General features: G+C 60.5%; 10 protein-coding genes. 7 read left to right on the top strand and 3 right to left on the bottom strand.

The genetic code is table 11. The features are described 5' to 3' along the window. Window positions 1-77: 77 nt before the first annotated feature. The 3 genes from AB8P05_RS09500 (at window position 78) to AB8P05_RS09510 (ending at window position 3614) form a co-directional block, all read left to right on the top strand. Window positions 78-419 (top strand): recombinase family protein, encoded by a 342-nt coding sequence (locus AB8P05_RS09500; protein ID WP_472757757.1) that lies wholly within the window; start codon window positions 78-80, stop codon window positions 417-419. A gap of 234 nt (window positions 420-653) precedes the next feature. Beyond that, window positions 654-1148, top strand: a complete 495-nt coding sequence (locus AB8P05_RS09505; RefSeq protein ID WP_472759330.1) for a BLUF domain-containing protein — start codon at window positions 654-656, stop codon at window positions 1146-1148. Between the two features lie 1545 nt (window positions 1149-2693). Then, a complete protein-coding gene (locus AB8P05_RS09510; RefSeq protein ID WP_472759331.1) occupies window positions 2694-3614 on the top strand; it encodes a manganese catalase family protein in 921 nt (306 codons plus the stop codon). A gap of 420 nt (window positions 3615-4034) precedes the next feature. Here the strand turns inward: AB8P05_RS09510 and AB8P05_RS09515 are convergent, their stop codons facing one another. Then, entirely contained in the window at window positions 4035-4523 is a 489-nt protein-coding gene (locus AB8P05_RS09515; RefSeq protein WP_211102892.1) for a response regulator, read from the bottom strand. 364 nt (window positions 4524-4887) lie between these two features. On the opposite strand from AB8P05_RS09515, the gene AB8P05_RS09520 reads away from it, so the two are divergent. Beyond that, window positions 4888-5064 carry a hypothetical protein gene (locus AB8P05_RS09520; protein ID WP_472757758.1) on the top strand — a complete coding sequence of 59 codons (177 nt, stop codon included), beginning with the start codon at window positions 4888-4890 and terminating at the stop codon, window positions 5062-5064. Between the two features lie 32 nt (window positions 5065-5096). On the opposite strand, the gene AB8P05_RS09525 is transcribed toward AB8P05_RS09520, so the two are convergent. Continuing rightward, the gene (locus AB8P05_RS09525; RefSeq protein ID WP_188092294.1) at window positions 5097-6542 is read right to left on the bottom strand and encodes a sensor histidine kinase; all 1446 of its coding nucleotides are present in this window, start codon (window positions 6540-6542) and stop codon (window positions 5097-5099) included. Between the two features lie 1897 nt (window positions 6543-8439). Here AB8P05_RS09525 and AB8P05_RS09530 point away from each other — a divergent pair. The 3 genes from AB8P05_RS09530 (at window position 8440) to AB8P05_RS09540 (ending at window position 13805) form a co-directional block, all read left to right on the top strand. Then, window positions 8440-11055: a PAS domain S-box protein gene (locus AB8P05_RS09530; protein WP_472757759.1), complete on the top strand. Its 2616-nt coding sequence runs from the start codon at window positions 8440-8442 to the stop codon at window positions 11053-11055. Window positions 11056-11108: 53 nt separating this feature from the next. Then, window positions 11109-11501: a response regulator gene (locus AB8P05_RS09535; protein WP_472757760.1), complete on the top strand. Its 393-nt coding sequence runs from the start codon at window positions 11109-11111 to the stop codon at window positions 11499-11501. 291 nt (window positions 11502-11792) lie between these two features. Continuing rightward, on the top strand, window positions 11793-13805 hold the full coding sequence (locus tag AB8P05_RS09540) for a methyl-accepting chemotaxis protein (RefSeq protein ID WP_472757761.1): 2013 nt from the start codon (window positions 11793-11795) through the stop codon (window positions 13803-13805). Window positions 13806-13851: 46 nt separating this feature from the next. Here AB8P05_RS09540 and AB8P05_RS09545 read toward each other — a convergent pair whose 3' ends face one another. Then, entirely contained in the window at window positions 13852-14124 is a 273-nt protein-coding gene (locus AB8P05_RS09545; RefSeq protein WP_472757762.1) for a hypothetical protein, read from the bottom strand. Window positions 14125-14341: the final 217 nt, after the last annotated feature.

The raw sequence follows: 14341 nt of genomic DNA on the forward strand, positions 1-14341 counted from the left end.
GGAGATGACCCTTCAGGCCGTCTCGCCGGCTTCACCGCAAGCGGTCGATCCCTCCCCACCAGCACAGGAGGGGAATCATGAGGACAGCGTTCTATGTGCGGGTTTCGACCTCACGGCAAGCCCAAGCGCAGACCATTGAGCAGCAACTCGATCGCCGTCGCACGCATATGCAGGAGCAAGGCGAGGACATCGTCAGCGAGACCATCTTTCGCGATGACGGCTATAGCGGGAATCACAACGCCCCCTGCGGAAAAGACTCTTTATGGGTTCGGACCCTAGCCGTCGCACCGGCGTTACCGTTTCAGCTTTCGATGGTTGCATCTGCTGCTGGTTGCGGATCATCTCACCAGAGAGTCGGTCGCCGGCGGATAATCGGTCGAAGCGCATCGTCATGGCAGGCCTATGCCGTAACCCTGTAAGCCAACCATCGGGTTAACGCGAGCTTGACGGTTACCCCGAACTGCTGAGGACGGTGGAGCTTTGGTACATGGGCTTCTCCCTATATTCGCGCGTTGTACGATTACACTCCGTTACAATCAAGAAATCTGTTGCACCATTTCGTTCAGTGACAACATCGGATGCAAGCGTAATCTCTGATGCTAAAGCAAAAATGAGGAACCGCAGAGTTCCAATCAAACAGAATGGGAGGAATGATGATAACATATGCTTTTCGGAGTGAGCTGAAATCCATAATGCCATACCCAGATATGCAGGATATATGCATATCATCCGCAAAATATAACCGAAGGGCCGGGGTCACAGGGTTTATGGTTGAGTGTGGTGGTGTGTTCCTTCAGATTTTGGAGGGGCCTGACGATGCTGTTATCTCGATCTTTCGTAGGATATCCATCGACACGCGACACCATCACGTGGATCTTCTGCTTTCCAATGACGGGTTGAGGCAGCGGCAATTCGGTGCTTGGGCCATGAACCTGATGTTTATGGATGACCCGATCCTCTGGAGCCAAGTGATTGGCTCCCTAAGCCCATACGATGATTTCTTGCAGCGATCACAAGACCCCATCTTTTCACTTGGCTTGCTGTCACATGCTTACAAATACGCTTGCGCTGCAGCGGGCGTGGACCCCACCTCAACCGAGGCAAGGCATGGCCGAATACCGCAGGCTCACCATATGCTGGGAAGGTAGTAAGCAAATCAAGTCCAGTGATCTAAGATAATTAAATTTTTCTAATATGGCTAATAATATAATGAACATCGCCATGCAGCCAGGATTATATTTGCATGAATTGTTTGATCTCAATTATGAGGCCTGATGATGATCGGCGTTGTTCCAGACCGCGGCTCTGGTTTTCGGCAGTCAGGCCTCTTTGACGGTTCAGGTGCAGGGTTGGCCAGGGCGCGGCGATGGTCCGGCTGAACGCCGGAGCAGGCTTCGAGTGGCGCCACTTCGACAGTGAGAGGGTGCTCTAACCGCGCACAGATGGCGGCTGGGCCGGCCGCCAAAAGCCCCACCATCGCCAAGCCACCCGACCTTATCATACTTCCATGACAACCTTCGCAATCCGGGAGAGCATTTCCCGGCAATGCACGCCACAGAGTCACGCAAGCATGGATCTCGATAAGTCGACAGCCCCTCCTGGAACCGAACCCCCTCAGCCCAGCCCCCACAGCTCCATCGATACCGGGGACCCCGCAACGACGTCTCTCAACCGCATTCTTGCATCCGCCATCGATGCAGAGCGCCACATCATGGCATTGCTCAAGATCATCCTTGCGGACAGCATGGTTCAGGGTGTGCTTCCGAGTCGGGACATCCGAGCGCTCCATCGTCTCCTTGCCAACCATGCTGCGGAGGTGAACGGGGTGGGCTGTCGTTTTCCCAATTGTGACTGCCGCCTCATGACCTGCCCGACGTACCAACTCCCGTCCACGTCCTCAGCCTGAAGCCCCGACCGAGCCGCCTGGGCACAGAGACATAGACCACAGCACCAATTTCCTAACCAGCATCCAGCATGAACGATCATCCTGCCGACGACTTCGACGATTTCATGGCCGACCTCCGTGCCTGGGCATCGAGCACTCAGCGGTTTGCCCGCAAGCTCCATGCCCTGTCTCTGCTGCAGCGCTCGCGCGCAGCGGAGCTGCGGATCGAAGCGCAGGAAACCGTTCATCAGGTCCGCTTCCGACGTCGATCGGAGGGGGATGCACGGGAACTGGTCCAGACACTCCGCCAGCGATCGCTCGGCTCAGTCTCTCAGCCGACCTGCGGGAGCCGCCGCACCGATCCCGACGCCGGAGAGAGGGCCGGGCCACTGGACAATCCAAGTAAGCCGGAAGGCTGTCCCGGCGGACGTCCGGGACAGCTGGGCAGGGGCCGGCGTTGAAGGTGCGCTCAACAATGCTCGCCTCGCGCTTTGGCTTAGGTCCGCGACATCCTGAATGGCTATCCCGCCAACGGCCTTGCCGAGCTCCTGCCGTGGAGCTGGAAGCGCGTTGTTAACGCCTGATCTGGTGCGACGATGCTCTATATCCAGCACCGGTCGATAACTCGCCCGATGAACGGGAACGCAATGCTGAAACTTGGCTGGTGGGAACAGGCCTCCGCTAGCTGCGTTCATAGCATCGAAGCGTGACCGGAGCGTTACATCCCTACCTCTTCGCTGTGTACGGAGATGCGCTCAGGCTCAGCAAACCATTGGCATGCATAGGCAGGAGTCGTCCTTTCATGTTCATGCATAACAAAAAGCTCATGTACACGGTTCGCGTGTCGGAGCCCAACCCGGTGCTCGCCAGCCTGATGCTGGAGCAGTTCGGCGGCCCGCAGGGTGAACTCGCCGCAGCCATGCGCTACTTCACCCAGGGTCTGGCCGACGAGGATCCGGGCCGCAAGGACATGCTGATCGACATCGCGACCGAGGAACTGAGCCACCTCGAGGTGATCGGCTCCATCGTCGCCATGCTGACCAAGGGCGCCAAGGGCAAGCTGGCCGAGGGGGCGGAGGAGACCGCCGACCTCTATGCCAACATCACCCAGGGCAACGGCAGCCACACCCTGTCGCTTCTGTATGGCGGCGGCCCGGCCCTGGTGAATTCCGCCGGGCAGCTGTGGACCGGCGGCTACATCGACAGCATCGGCGACCCGACGGCCGATCTGCGCTCCAACATCGCGGCGGAATCGCGCGCCAAGATCATCTACGAGCGCCTGATCAACGTCACCAACGATCCGGGCGTGAAGGATGCGCTGGGCTTCCTGATGACCCGCGAGATCGCCCACCAGAAGAGCTTCGAGAAGGCGCTGTACTCCATCGACAACAACTTCCCGCCCGGCAAGCTGCCGGGCAAGCCGGAATACACCGACAAGTACTACAACATGAGCCAGGGCGAGGGCGACATGCGCGGCCCCTGGAACCAGGGCGCCCAGTGGGAGTTCGTGGACGTCAAGATGGGCGATGCCCCGGTCAACGGCGGCGACGGCAACCCGACGGTCAAACTGGCCGCATCGGAGATGGCCGCGGTCAATGCGGTGGCCGCCCGCACCATGTCCAAGCCGGACGCCGATCCGCTGACCGGCGCAGAACTGGGCGCCGGCCCGCGAGCGGGCGGAACCGTTACAAAAGAAAAAGCAAAAATGAAGTCGAAGAAAGGCAAGTAAAAACCACCATAATCCTTGGCATTCTGGATTGCGGCTGGCCCCAACGCAAGGGCCAGCCCTTTGTTTCCTCAAGATCGATCAGCATGTGGTGGTGTATCGAGGCACTGCTGGTTGCCGGTAAGCGGGTTTATATGTTTCAGCACACATGCTGCTGGCTCTCTGACTGAGTTGGGATGACGACAACCACTCGCCGTTCCCCACTCTGCATGCGAACGGTTCTTCCAGCGAACCGCCTTCCGGCACGGTGGGAGTCCAGGGGCTGCTGGATCGCACCTTCAGTGAGCTGGCCAGCCATCCGCCCGCGTCCCATCGGCCCCACCCTGCATCTACCGACCTCCGACGCACCAAGTGATGGCTAGGCTTCGCTCGAACTTCCAGACAGCCGGTGGCTGGAGGCACTCCACACGTCGGCTCACCTCATCATGTGCTTCGCCTGTTCAGCAAGCTACCGACATGATGGACCAGTGCCTCCAGCGGGAATGGCTTGCGTAGGATGATCAGGCATCCTGGCTCTTCGTCTGGAAGATCTTCGCTGTATCCGGTCATGACGATGATAGGCAGGTCAGTCCGTCGCTGCCGAAGGCATCGGATCAAAGCCTCGCCCCCCAGGACGGGCATCCGCATGTCGGTCACCAGGAGATCGGCGGCATCAGCGGCATCGGCCTCGATGGCCTTTTGACCATTCTGGACCACAGTCACCCGGAACCCCGCGGCTTCCAGCATTTCCGCCACCACCAACGCGACGAGGTCTTCATCCTCCGCAACAAGCACATGGGGGGAGCCGTTCATCTTTTCGAAGCTCATTATAGGATTGAAGAGCGAACCAACAGTGAAATATCTCGCGGATAAATGTAAACAAGCGTCTGAATGGCGGCGTTCAAAGCTGCGCTCCAGCTGATGCTGCGACACACAACGATTGGCTCCGCATAATATCAGTCGCACATCAGCCTTGGAAACCGATAAAAACAGGCTATTCCGCCTTCGTGTTTTGCTCAACAAGCGAAAACAATCTCCTGCCCAGTCCGACACGCTGCCCCACAGGGTGATCGATCTGCAAGCCCAGGGCACAACCATCATCTTATATCAAATATGCATAAAATATCAGTGAAATTGTGAAGCAGTGTGAAAAGAAGTGTGTGGTGAAGCCTGCGGCCACCGACCAAAAGACAACCATGTCTGCGCCTCGCCACCCCGTCGAAGATGGCCTGAACTTTGCTCCAATGGCTCCAGTACGTGACGGGGTGACCCAACCCCGAAGCTCGGAGAGCTCGTCATGAGCAGCCTGCGCGCTGAACCCAAGGTTCTTGAGATGCCGCTGAAGGCAATCCTTGCCGTTGGTCTCACGGCAACGGCTTTCCTCAAGCTGCGCGCAATGGACAGCGACTGTTCCGGTTATTGTAACGAGAAACCAGGGCGTCCCCCTCATCTCTTGGATGCTCACGACCTTTGAGGCTTCTCAGTCAAACTCTTGTCAACCTGACCTCATAGAGCTGGCGAAGGCGAAAACGCCACAGTCACCCGCAGGCCCGCTGGACTGCTTTTGTACGACACGGTTCCCCGGAGTTGTTGTGCCAAGAGATCAACGAGGCGCATGCCCAAGCCTCCTGCGCTTCGAGCACCGGCAGGCAATCCCGGGCCGTTGTCAGCGACGACCAGGCGCATCGTCGTTCGACCACAGAGCGCGATGTCGATCTCCACCTCATCCTTGTCTCCGCTCGCATATTTCAGGGCGTTGGTGACGAGTTCGACCGCGATCATCGACAGAGGTGTGACGGTGTCGGCCGACAGTTCCACCCCGACAGGACATTGCAGGCGCAGTGTGGGCGGTCGCCCCTGTCGCGTCACGGACGACTGTGCGACGTCTTTCATCAACGCTTGCAGGTGTGCTCCCACATCGACCGACGTGAAGCTCTCCGAGCGGTAGAGCGCCTCGTGGATTCGCCCGACCGTGTGGACACGTTGTTGGGCATCGAGCAACGCTTCACGAACCGTATCCGATGTCTGGGAGCGGGCCTGCATCGCCAGGAGCGCAGCAATGGACGCGACATTGTTCTTGATGCGATGGTGAGCCTCTCGGACCAGCATCTCGCGCTGCTCGACCAGACGTCGCAGATCCTCGTCCACCCGTTTTCGTTCGGTGATGTCCAAATCCGTGCCGAACAAGCGCACACATCGCCCGTTTGCATCCGCAAACGCGCGCGCGCGCGTGCGCACCCAGCGGTATGTCCCGTCGGCATGACGCAGACGCCAGTCCGCCTCATAGTCTTGGCAGGCTGCAGCAGCGTTCTCCAGGAAGGTGTCGAGCAACGGTTGGTCGTCGGGATGCAGGAGGCTGCGAACCTCCTCAAGCGTCGGCGGACCTTGGCGTGCATCCCGGCCAAGCAGCCGGAACATGGCATCGCTCCAAATGACCGTGCCATCTGCAAAGATGAATTCCCAGAACGCCAAGCCGGCGATGTCCTGGGCTTCACGAAGCCGCGCCTCGCTATGGGCGAGCGCGTCTTCCGCCTGCTTGCGCTCGCTGATGTCCTGCACGACGCCAATCATATGCGGCGGTTGCCCGTCAACGGACGGCATCCAGCGCCCACGTGAAAGAAGCCATCGGACGGTGCCGTCCGGAAGCACGGTTCGGAACTCCGCACAATAGTCCGCGCCCCGCTCCATCGCACTCTGCAAGGCACTCCTGACCCGGTCGCGGTCATCCGGATGGATCACATCCATGGCGGAGGTCTCGTCCAGCGGCGCATCGTCCGGCAGGCCATGGAGCCGTTTTGCCCCAACGGTCGCCTCGAAGTCCCCGGTTTCAGGCCACGCGCGCCAAGCGCCCATACCCGCACAGTCGAGTGCTGAACGAAGCCAGGTTTCCTGGTCTGATGACAACGCTGATGCAACACCCTCAGTCCGGTTGGTGGCGTCGCGCGCAGTCATCATTCCTCCTCAGCAGGACCAGCGTACTGCAGCGGCAGTCTTGTACCCTGGCATGCCGCTCGTTCGGCGGCCAGTATGGGGTGGCGCGAAACTTGCGTCGATGTGGCTTTCGGCCAGTGCCTTCGGCCGGGGACTTGTCGTCCGACGACAAGCTTCATACGGTCCTGAAGCCCTCACAGTTGATCTGCTCACGGCTTGAGGCCAGACTTCTCGTGGATGACCTGCGAAAATATGTGATGAGGCTGTGGAACAATCGGCGACTCCTGACGTTGGAGAGGGTGTCAGAGCAACGCGCTTTGTGGTGGCAAGTGTTCCGTGCAGTCTCCTTGTCGATGCGTTTCTGTTCCACTGGAAGCCGCTCCTCATGTGCAGGGGCGGCTTTCTTGTTGATGATTGTACAGTAAATATTGAAATGGAGAGGCAGGGCACGACCATCGGAATGAAGCCGATGCCAACTGTTTCATGCTCCCTGCGGAAATCCGATGGCCTTGGAACACGGGCGGCAATGCCCAAGCAGCGATGACCGGTCCTCATTTCACTTGCTTATTCTATGACTTTGGTCGCGTCGGTCTTGGGGCAGATGTATGCCGCAATCTTGCTGTGCTAATATCCGGCCATGAATGACAGCCTTGACGAAGACATCGACGGGTTCATGGATGAGCTCCAGAAATGGGCACTCAGCACGCAGAGATTTGCCTGGAGAGTTCATGCCCTCTCCCGCATTCAGCAATCGCTTGCAGCGGAATTGAGAGTCGAATCGGAAGAACTTCTCCACCAGGTTCAAAGCCGGCGTCATTCAGAGACTGAAGTCCGAAAGCTGTTCATCGGTCTTCACGAACAGTGATTCCGCGGCTACTCCCGCTCGGGATGGCGTCTGCCAGTAACCCTGCCAAGGCGCGGTCAGCCAAATCGATGTCCCTCGTAGGATCCCCTGGGTTGGACGCGAACCGGCCAATCCAACGCTATGCTGCCCTTGATGGGGGGGACTGAAGGCAGGCTGCCAAAGCCCGTTACGGGGTCTTGGCCAAAAGGATGGACAGGATGCGTGGAGGCTGATGGTCCGGGGAAGACCAACGTTCCGAGGCTTCACGAGCAGGCGCGGCTGGACGCGCTTGGTTCGTCCCTCCCCACTCCTGGCTGCAAGCCCCAAACGTTGCAGATCCGCATCCGCTGTGCCCCAATCCCGGCAACGGCATTTTATCGGGGCTGCGCGGAACAAACACGCGGCCTCCGATGTTGAAGACCTCATTAGAGCATCGCGCTTTCGTGGTTGTATGTCTTCAGAACAGTCTCCTAGCCCATGCGATTCTGATCGACTGGAAGCCGCCCACCATCAAGTGGGCGGCTTTCTTTTATGCTGGAGAGGTCAATGGAGGAAGCGCCATGCACGATGGGTCACAAGCACTTGTGATTGTCCCGATTGATGAAGATGGCTTTCATGGCCCTTGGTGGAAGCAGCAGAGGCATTGGAAGCAATGTTGAAAGCTGCCGGTATCGGTTCTGTCGTGGGGGTGCGTGATATCCTGCGAGGGGCACGGCTGTTTCGCCGCATCGATCTCAGAAATGTGGAGGCTGATGTTTTCTGATAGGATTAGAATGTAATATTTAATTTATTGCCTTGAGTTGTTCTGATGGTGAGTTCATTCAGAATGACAGGTTTTTCGTCATGCTCCAGCGGCACTTCTATTCCGATCGAGGTGTGTCCAAGCCAAGCAACGAACTTCATGCTTTCGGATGAGAAAATCGATGTCTATAAGGCTTACAGCGTACTCTCAGAGAAAAATCTCTGTTGGGTATGTTCGTTTTAACCTAGTGTAATGACTCCGCTCTTGTGAACTTGTAACGCATGACAGCCGGCATGTGTGGCGGCAAGAGGTCCAATCAAAGATAGAAGAAAATGTCTGACTTTTCTTGTGCCGACGGTTCCGGTTTTGGAGACGCTGCCATTGGACGGGATGAGGGCCTTGGTGAGGAGGACGCCCGCTATGCGGCGATCATAAACACTGCTCCTGACGCCATCATTGTCTTTGCGGTGGGAGAGGGCCGGATCATCGCATGGAACCCGGCTGCCACCCGGATGTTCGGCTATAGCATGCAGGAAGCGATCGGCGCTCCGGTCACTTTGTTGCTGCCGGAGCCTTGTCCGGAAGGTCCGACCGGTGTGTTCGACCGCGCCCTGTCCGGCGAAGAGGTACAGATCGAAACCGTCCGGCGGCACAAGGATGGCCGGCTTGTCGACGTGGCCATCACCGCCAACCGCATGATTGCTGCCAACGGCCGTGTGCTGGGGGTGGTTGCCTTCATGCGCGACATCACCGACCGGACGGCGATCCGGGCGCAACTGCAGGCCAGCGAGGCCAAGTTCCAGGCCATCGTCGACTCCATCGACCAAATGATCTGGTCGACACGGCCTGACGGGCACCACGACTATTTCAACCAGCGTTGGTACGGGTTCACCGGCGCGCCGGACGGGGCGACCGAAGGCGAGGCGTGGAACGACATGTTCCACCCCGATGACCGTGACCGCGCCTGGAGTGTGTGGCGTCGGTCGCTCGCCACCGGTGAACCCTACCACATCGAATACCGGCTCCGTCATCGCAGCGGCCAGTACCGTTGGGTTATCGGTCGGGCCCAGCCGGTTCGCGATGCGGCAGGGCGGATTGTCCGCTGGTACGGCACCTGCACCGACGTGCACGATCTCAAGGTGGCTCAGGAGGCGCTCCGCGCCAGCGAGGAGCGCTTCCGCTTTGCGCTCGATGCCGCTGGAGGCATCGGGACTTGGAGTTGGGATGTCCGGACGGACATGGTGACCGTCGACGCCACCTTTGCCACCCTGTTCGGTGTCGAGCCGGAACGGGCGGCGGACGGCCTGCCGATCGCAACCTATGTGGCGGCCATCCATCCGGATGACCGCGGTGCGGTTGCTGCAGAAATCGCGCGCGCTGTGGACGGAGGAGACGATTATCTGGCGGAGTACCGGGTGACCGGGCTGGACGGGAAGACTCGCTGGGTTCTGGCGCGGGGCCGTTGCGCCCGGAACGCCCAGGGCCTCCCGGCGAGGTTTCCGGGTGTCGTGATCGACATCACCGACCGCAAGACGACCGAAGAAGCCCTGCGCATCGCGGTCGAGCGCATCGATCTCGCCTTGAACAGCGGAGCCATCGTCGGAACCTGGGTCTGGGACATCCCGGCCGACCGTTTTACCGTCGATGAGCGCTTTGCCCGCTCCTTCGCTCTGTCGCCGCAGCAATGCCAGCAAGGTTTGTCCCTGGGGCTTCTGATGGCATCCATTCATCCGGAGGACTGGTCGCACGTCAGGCAGGCGGTTGCGTCCGTGATGGAGACAGGGGGACCTTACAGCGCCGAGTACCGTGTGCGCCAATTCGACGGCACCTACCGCTGGGTCGAGGCGAATGGGCATTGCAGTCTCGATGCCACGGGAAAGCCGCTCCGCTTTCCAGGCGTGCTGATCGACATCGACAAGCGCAAGCAGGTTGAAGGGGAGTTGCGGCGGAAGGAGGCGGAGGCCACCGAAGCGACCCGCATCCTCAAAACCGTCATCGAAGCGGTTCCGGCCCTGATTTATGTGAAAGACATCGATGGCCGCGTGCGCATTGCCAACGGTCCGGTGATGGAGCTGATCGGCAAGCCCTGGAGCGAGGTCGAGGGGCGTACCGATCTGGAATTCCTCGACGACAAGGAGCAAGGCCGGCGGATCATGGAAACCGACCGGCGGATCATGGAAAGCGGCACGACCGAGGAATTGGAAGAGGTCGTCGGGCAGGACGAACGGGGGCCGCGGATTTGGCTTTCCCACAAGACGGCGTTCCGCGACGGGACCGGACAGGTGGTCGGCCTTGTCGGCACGTCGGTCGACCTCACCAGCCGGAAGCGGGCAGAGGAAGATCGCCAGCTGCTGGTCCGTGAGCTCAACCACCGGGTCAAGAACCTGTTCGCCGTCGCCGTCGGGATGGTCGCCATGACGGCGCGCACCTCCGCCGGGGTGCGGGACATGGCCGATGCCCTCACCGGTCGCCTTCTGGCGTTGGCGCGGGCCCATGACTTGATCCGCCCGGCGGTGACCGGGGAAACCGCCGCCCCGGACGGTACCACCCTGGTGGAGCTGATGCAGGCGGTGATCGTTCCCCACCTCGTGCCGGGGACTGACAGTCTCCACCTCGAGGGCCCGCAGGTTCATGCCGGCCCGACGGCGGCGACCAGCTTGGCCTTGACGCTTCATGAGCTGGCGACGAACGCCGCCAAGTACGGCGCTCTGTCGTCCACGCAAGGAACGCTGACGGTGTCCTGGCAAACCGAGGGCGATACGCTCATCCTGCTGTGGCGCGAGAGCGGAGGACCGGTGGTTCGGACTCCTCCCGCACGGCGTGGTTTCGGCTCGCAGCTGATACAAATGAGCATCGGCAGTCAGCTCGGTGGCCGCATCACCCAGGAGTGGTGCCAAGCCGGCCTGCGCGTCACCCTGATCATTCCTGTTGGAAAATTGAGCCAGTGAACTCAGTGCCGGCAGTCGTACAACAGGCAATCCCCCGCACGATCCGTGACATCATGGTCCACACATTTTCGTCCAGAATCCAGCCCGATCTTGGCAGCGCGCATGTTCTCGTCGTCGAGGATGAGCCGTTCATCGCCTATGACCTCATCCTTGCCGTCGAGGATGCCCACGGGTCGCCCGTCGGTCCTGCGGCAACGGTGCGGGAGGCACTCGAACTGATCGGCTCCCATAAAATCGATGCTGCCATCCTGGACGTGACCCTGTCCGACGGGACGGTCGGTCCGGTCCTTGAAGCGCTGGAAAAAACAGGAGTTCCGATCGTCCTCCACACCGCGACCCCGCTGTCGTCCGGCCTGTCGGAACGCTTCCCGCAGGTCGCGGTCTATACCAAGCCGACTGCGGTTGCGGTCCTCACACGACACCTGGCCAAGCAACTCCAGCGCTGAGTGCAGTCAGCGTCTGGCAATTGGCTTCGGTGGAGGGAACGCCCCCGCTTGCGGCGCGGAGGAGCCAGGTGATCATGCTCGCTTGCCCTGCTCGCATTTTGCATCACTTTTTACAAAAACATCGCATATTGAGCGGTGGCGATGTCACGAGAATGCCGAGAACGAGGCAATTCAAGGAGCGTTGCCGAGCGCGCCTCGAGAAAATACACGGATCAGGCCATCAAGTCCGGCGCGAAATTTGCATCGCTTTGAGTGGGTGATCGACCCACTCGTTCAAATCGGGGGCAAGGGATGCGCGACAATGGACCGGTGACCGGTAGGGAAGTTCTCCTGAGCGACGACCAGCTTCTGGTCTCACGAACAGACATCACGGGCCGGATTGTCTTCGTCAATAAAGCGTTCGCGGACATCAGCGGCTTCGCCGAAGCGGAATTGACCGGCGCTCCCCACAACATCGTGCGTCACCCGCACATGCCGAAGGACGCGTTCGCAAATCTGTGGGCGACGATCAAAGAGGGGCGCCCCTGGGAAGGTTTGGTGAAGAACCGGACCAAGAGCGGCGATCATTATTGGGTCAAGGCCAACGTCACGCCGGTCACCGAGGACGGCCGGATCACCGGCTTCATTTCCATCCGCTCCAAACCCGACCGGGCATCCGTTGAGGAGGCGGAGCGGGTTTACGCCCTGTTCAGGTCCGGCACGCCGCACGCGTATGCCCTGCTGGACGGCGACATCGTCAGCCGCGGGATCGGGCCGACGATGATCCGATGGGCCAGGAGCGTCACCGGCCGTCTGACCGCCACCTTCGTCCTTTTCATGCTCGTGATGGCTGGTCTGGGTCTGCCGCCGCTTTTCCATGCCGAGCTCACCGACGCGGTGACCCTAAGCTTGCTTCTGTTCGGAGGGCTGTTCGCCGTCGTTGCCGGCCATTTCATCCTGAAGACGGTTCGTCACCCCCTGTCCCTTGTCGAAGCCCATCTCGACGCGATCGCCCGTGGCGACCTGCGGGCCCATATCCCCAGTGCAGGCATCGCCGAATTCAGCCGCATCCGGTCGACGCTCAATGCGGTAAAGGCCAAGCTGGATTATGCCAGTCAGGAGCGGGGCGAACGACAGCGGCAAGCGGATGAGGAGCGTGCCGCCGCGATGCTCGCCATGGCGGCGACGGTTGAACGCGAGGCGGGACAGGCGGTGGAGGAGGTCGCCAGGCATACCGGCGGCATGGCCGAGGATGCCGACCGCATGGCCGCGGCGGCCGACCGGGTCAGCGAGAACGCCCGCACCGTTTCCACCGCTGCCGAACAGGCGCTGATGAACGCGCAGACGGTGGCGTCGGCGACCGAAGAACTGGCGGCCTCGATCCGGGAGATCTCCGCTCAGATCGCCCACTCGAGCACCGTCACCCGCCGTGCCGTCGCAGGGGGCACCCACACACAGGAAACGATCGTCTCGCTCTCCAGCGCCGTCAACCGGATCGGCGACGTCGTCAAGCTCATCGACGACATCGCCAGCCAGACCAATCTCCTGGCGCTGAACGCCACCATCGAGGCGGCGCGGGCGGGGGAGGCGGGCAAGGGCTTTGCTGTCGTGGCCCAGGAGGTCAAGACCCTCGCCAACCAGACCGCCCGCTCGACCGAGGAGATCACGCGCCTCATCGCCGAAGTGCAGGCCGTGACCGGCGCGGCGGTGACTGCGGTGGAGCAGATCGGCAGCACGATCGGCGAGATCGATCAGGTCACCGGAGCGATCGCCGCCGCCATGGAGGAGCAGGCCGCGGCCACCCAGGAGATCAGCCGCAACGTCGTCGAAACCTCCCGCGCCGCCCAGGCGGTGTCCACCAGCATCGCCACGGTGTCGCAGGAGGCGGCCCAGACCGGCTCCCAGGCCGCCCAGGTCCGCATCGGCTCGGAGGAGGTCGCGCACAGCATCGAGGCCCTGCGCAGAACGCTGGTGCGCGTCGTCCGGACATCGACAACCGAAGCGGATCGCCGGCGCAGCCCCCGTCATGCCATCGACCACCCGGCCCAACTCGCGGCGGCCCGAGGACAGTTGACTGTCCGCATTGCCGACCTGTCGATGGACGGAGCCAGACTGCTGACGCCCCGGCAGCACGCATTGACACCCGGAGATACCGCTCGATTGGCACCGGACGGCATGTCCGCGACGGTCACCGTTACGGTGCAAGCGTTGAGCGACGGAGCGGTGCATGTCCGCTTCAACAGACAAGAGGAAAGCTTGCCCGTGCTCCTCGAGCAAATGGCTCACCGTGCGGGCTTTGCTCCGCTTGCCTGGGCGGCGGAGTGAGGACATCTGCCAGGGATGAGGCCTGTCCTCATCCCCGTCATGATCCTTATACGGCCGGAAAGGGCATCTGACAGGCGAGGACGAGTTTGTTGGGCGGGCTGACCTCCATCACCATCGCCCCGGCGGCAGCGGCGGCCTCGATGTCGTTCGCCGTCATCCCAGCGGTGTCTCCGAGCCAAATCGGACCGTCGGGGAGCAGGACGACCAGGCATCCCACTTGGCGATGAGCGTCAAAATCCGCCTCAACCGGGTAGTTTTGCCCCACCTGATACAGAGAAAATCCATCCTTGGTGCAGGTGCAATGAACGAACGAACGCATGGATCACGATTTCCCTGACGTGAGAGTAATAAAATCCCGAGTCTGTCGTGGCGAATTTACAAAAGGAATTCCAAATCCTCTCTCTCCGTTTTAGAGGGGAAAGCGCAAAGAAAGCGTTATAATATGAGAAGCGTGCATGGTCTCCGGAGACATTATTGGCGCACATATCAGAGATCCAAAACAATGGATGTCTGTGTCGTTTGAACTCGACAGTCAT

Source organism: Azospirillum sp. VT-I1, assembly GCF_055698305.1.

Bases quoted from the DNA above. Each gene is read 5' to 3' on its own strand.
- AB8P05_RS09525 (WP_188092294.1), bottom strand. From the start codon at position 6,542: ATGACTGCGCGCGACGCCACCAACCGGACTGAGGGTGTTGCATCAGCG.
- AB8P05_RS09500 (WP_472757757.1), top strand. From the start codon at position 78: ATGAGGACAGCGTTCTATGTGCGGGTTTCGACCTCACGGCAAGCCCAA.
- AB8P05_RS09520 (WP_472757758.1), top strand. From the start codon at position 4,888: ATGAGCAGCCTGCGCGCTGAACCCAAGGTTCTTGAGATGCCGCTGAAG.
- AB8P05_RS09545 (WP_472757762.1), bottom strand. From the start codon at position 14,124: ATGCGTTCGTTCGTTCATTGCACCTGCACCAAGGATGGATTTTCTCTG.
- AB8P05_RS09535 (WP_472757760.1), top strand. From the start codon at position 11,109: ATGGTCCACACATTTTCGTCCAGAATCCAGCCCGATCTTGGCAGCGCG.
- AB8P05_RS09510 (WP_472759331.1), top strand. From the start codon at position 2,694: ATGCATAACAAAAAGCTCATGTACACGGTTCGCGTGTCGGAGCCCAAC.
- AB8P05_RS09540 (WP_472757761.1), top strand. From the start codon at position 11,793: ATGCGCGACAATGGACCGGTGACCGGTAGGGAAGTTCTCCTGAGCGAC.
- AB8P05_RS09505 (WP_472759330.1), top strand. From the start codon at position 654: ATGATAACATATGCTTTTCGGAGTGAGCTGAAATCCATAATGCCATAC.
- AB8P05_RS09530 (WP_472757759.1), top strand. From the start codon at position 8,440: ATGTCTGACTTTTCTTGTGCCGACGGTTCCGGTTTTGGAGACGCTGCC.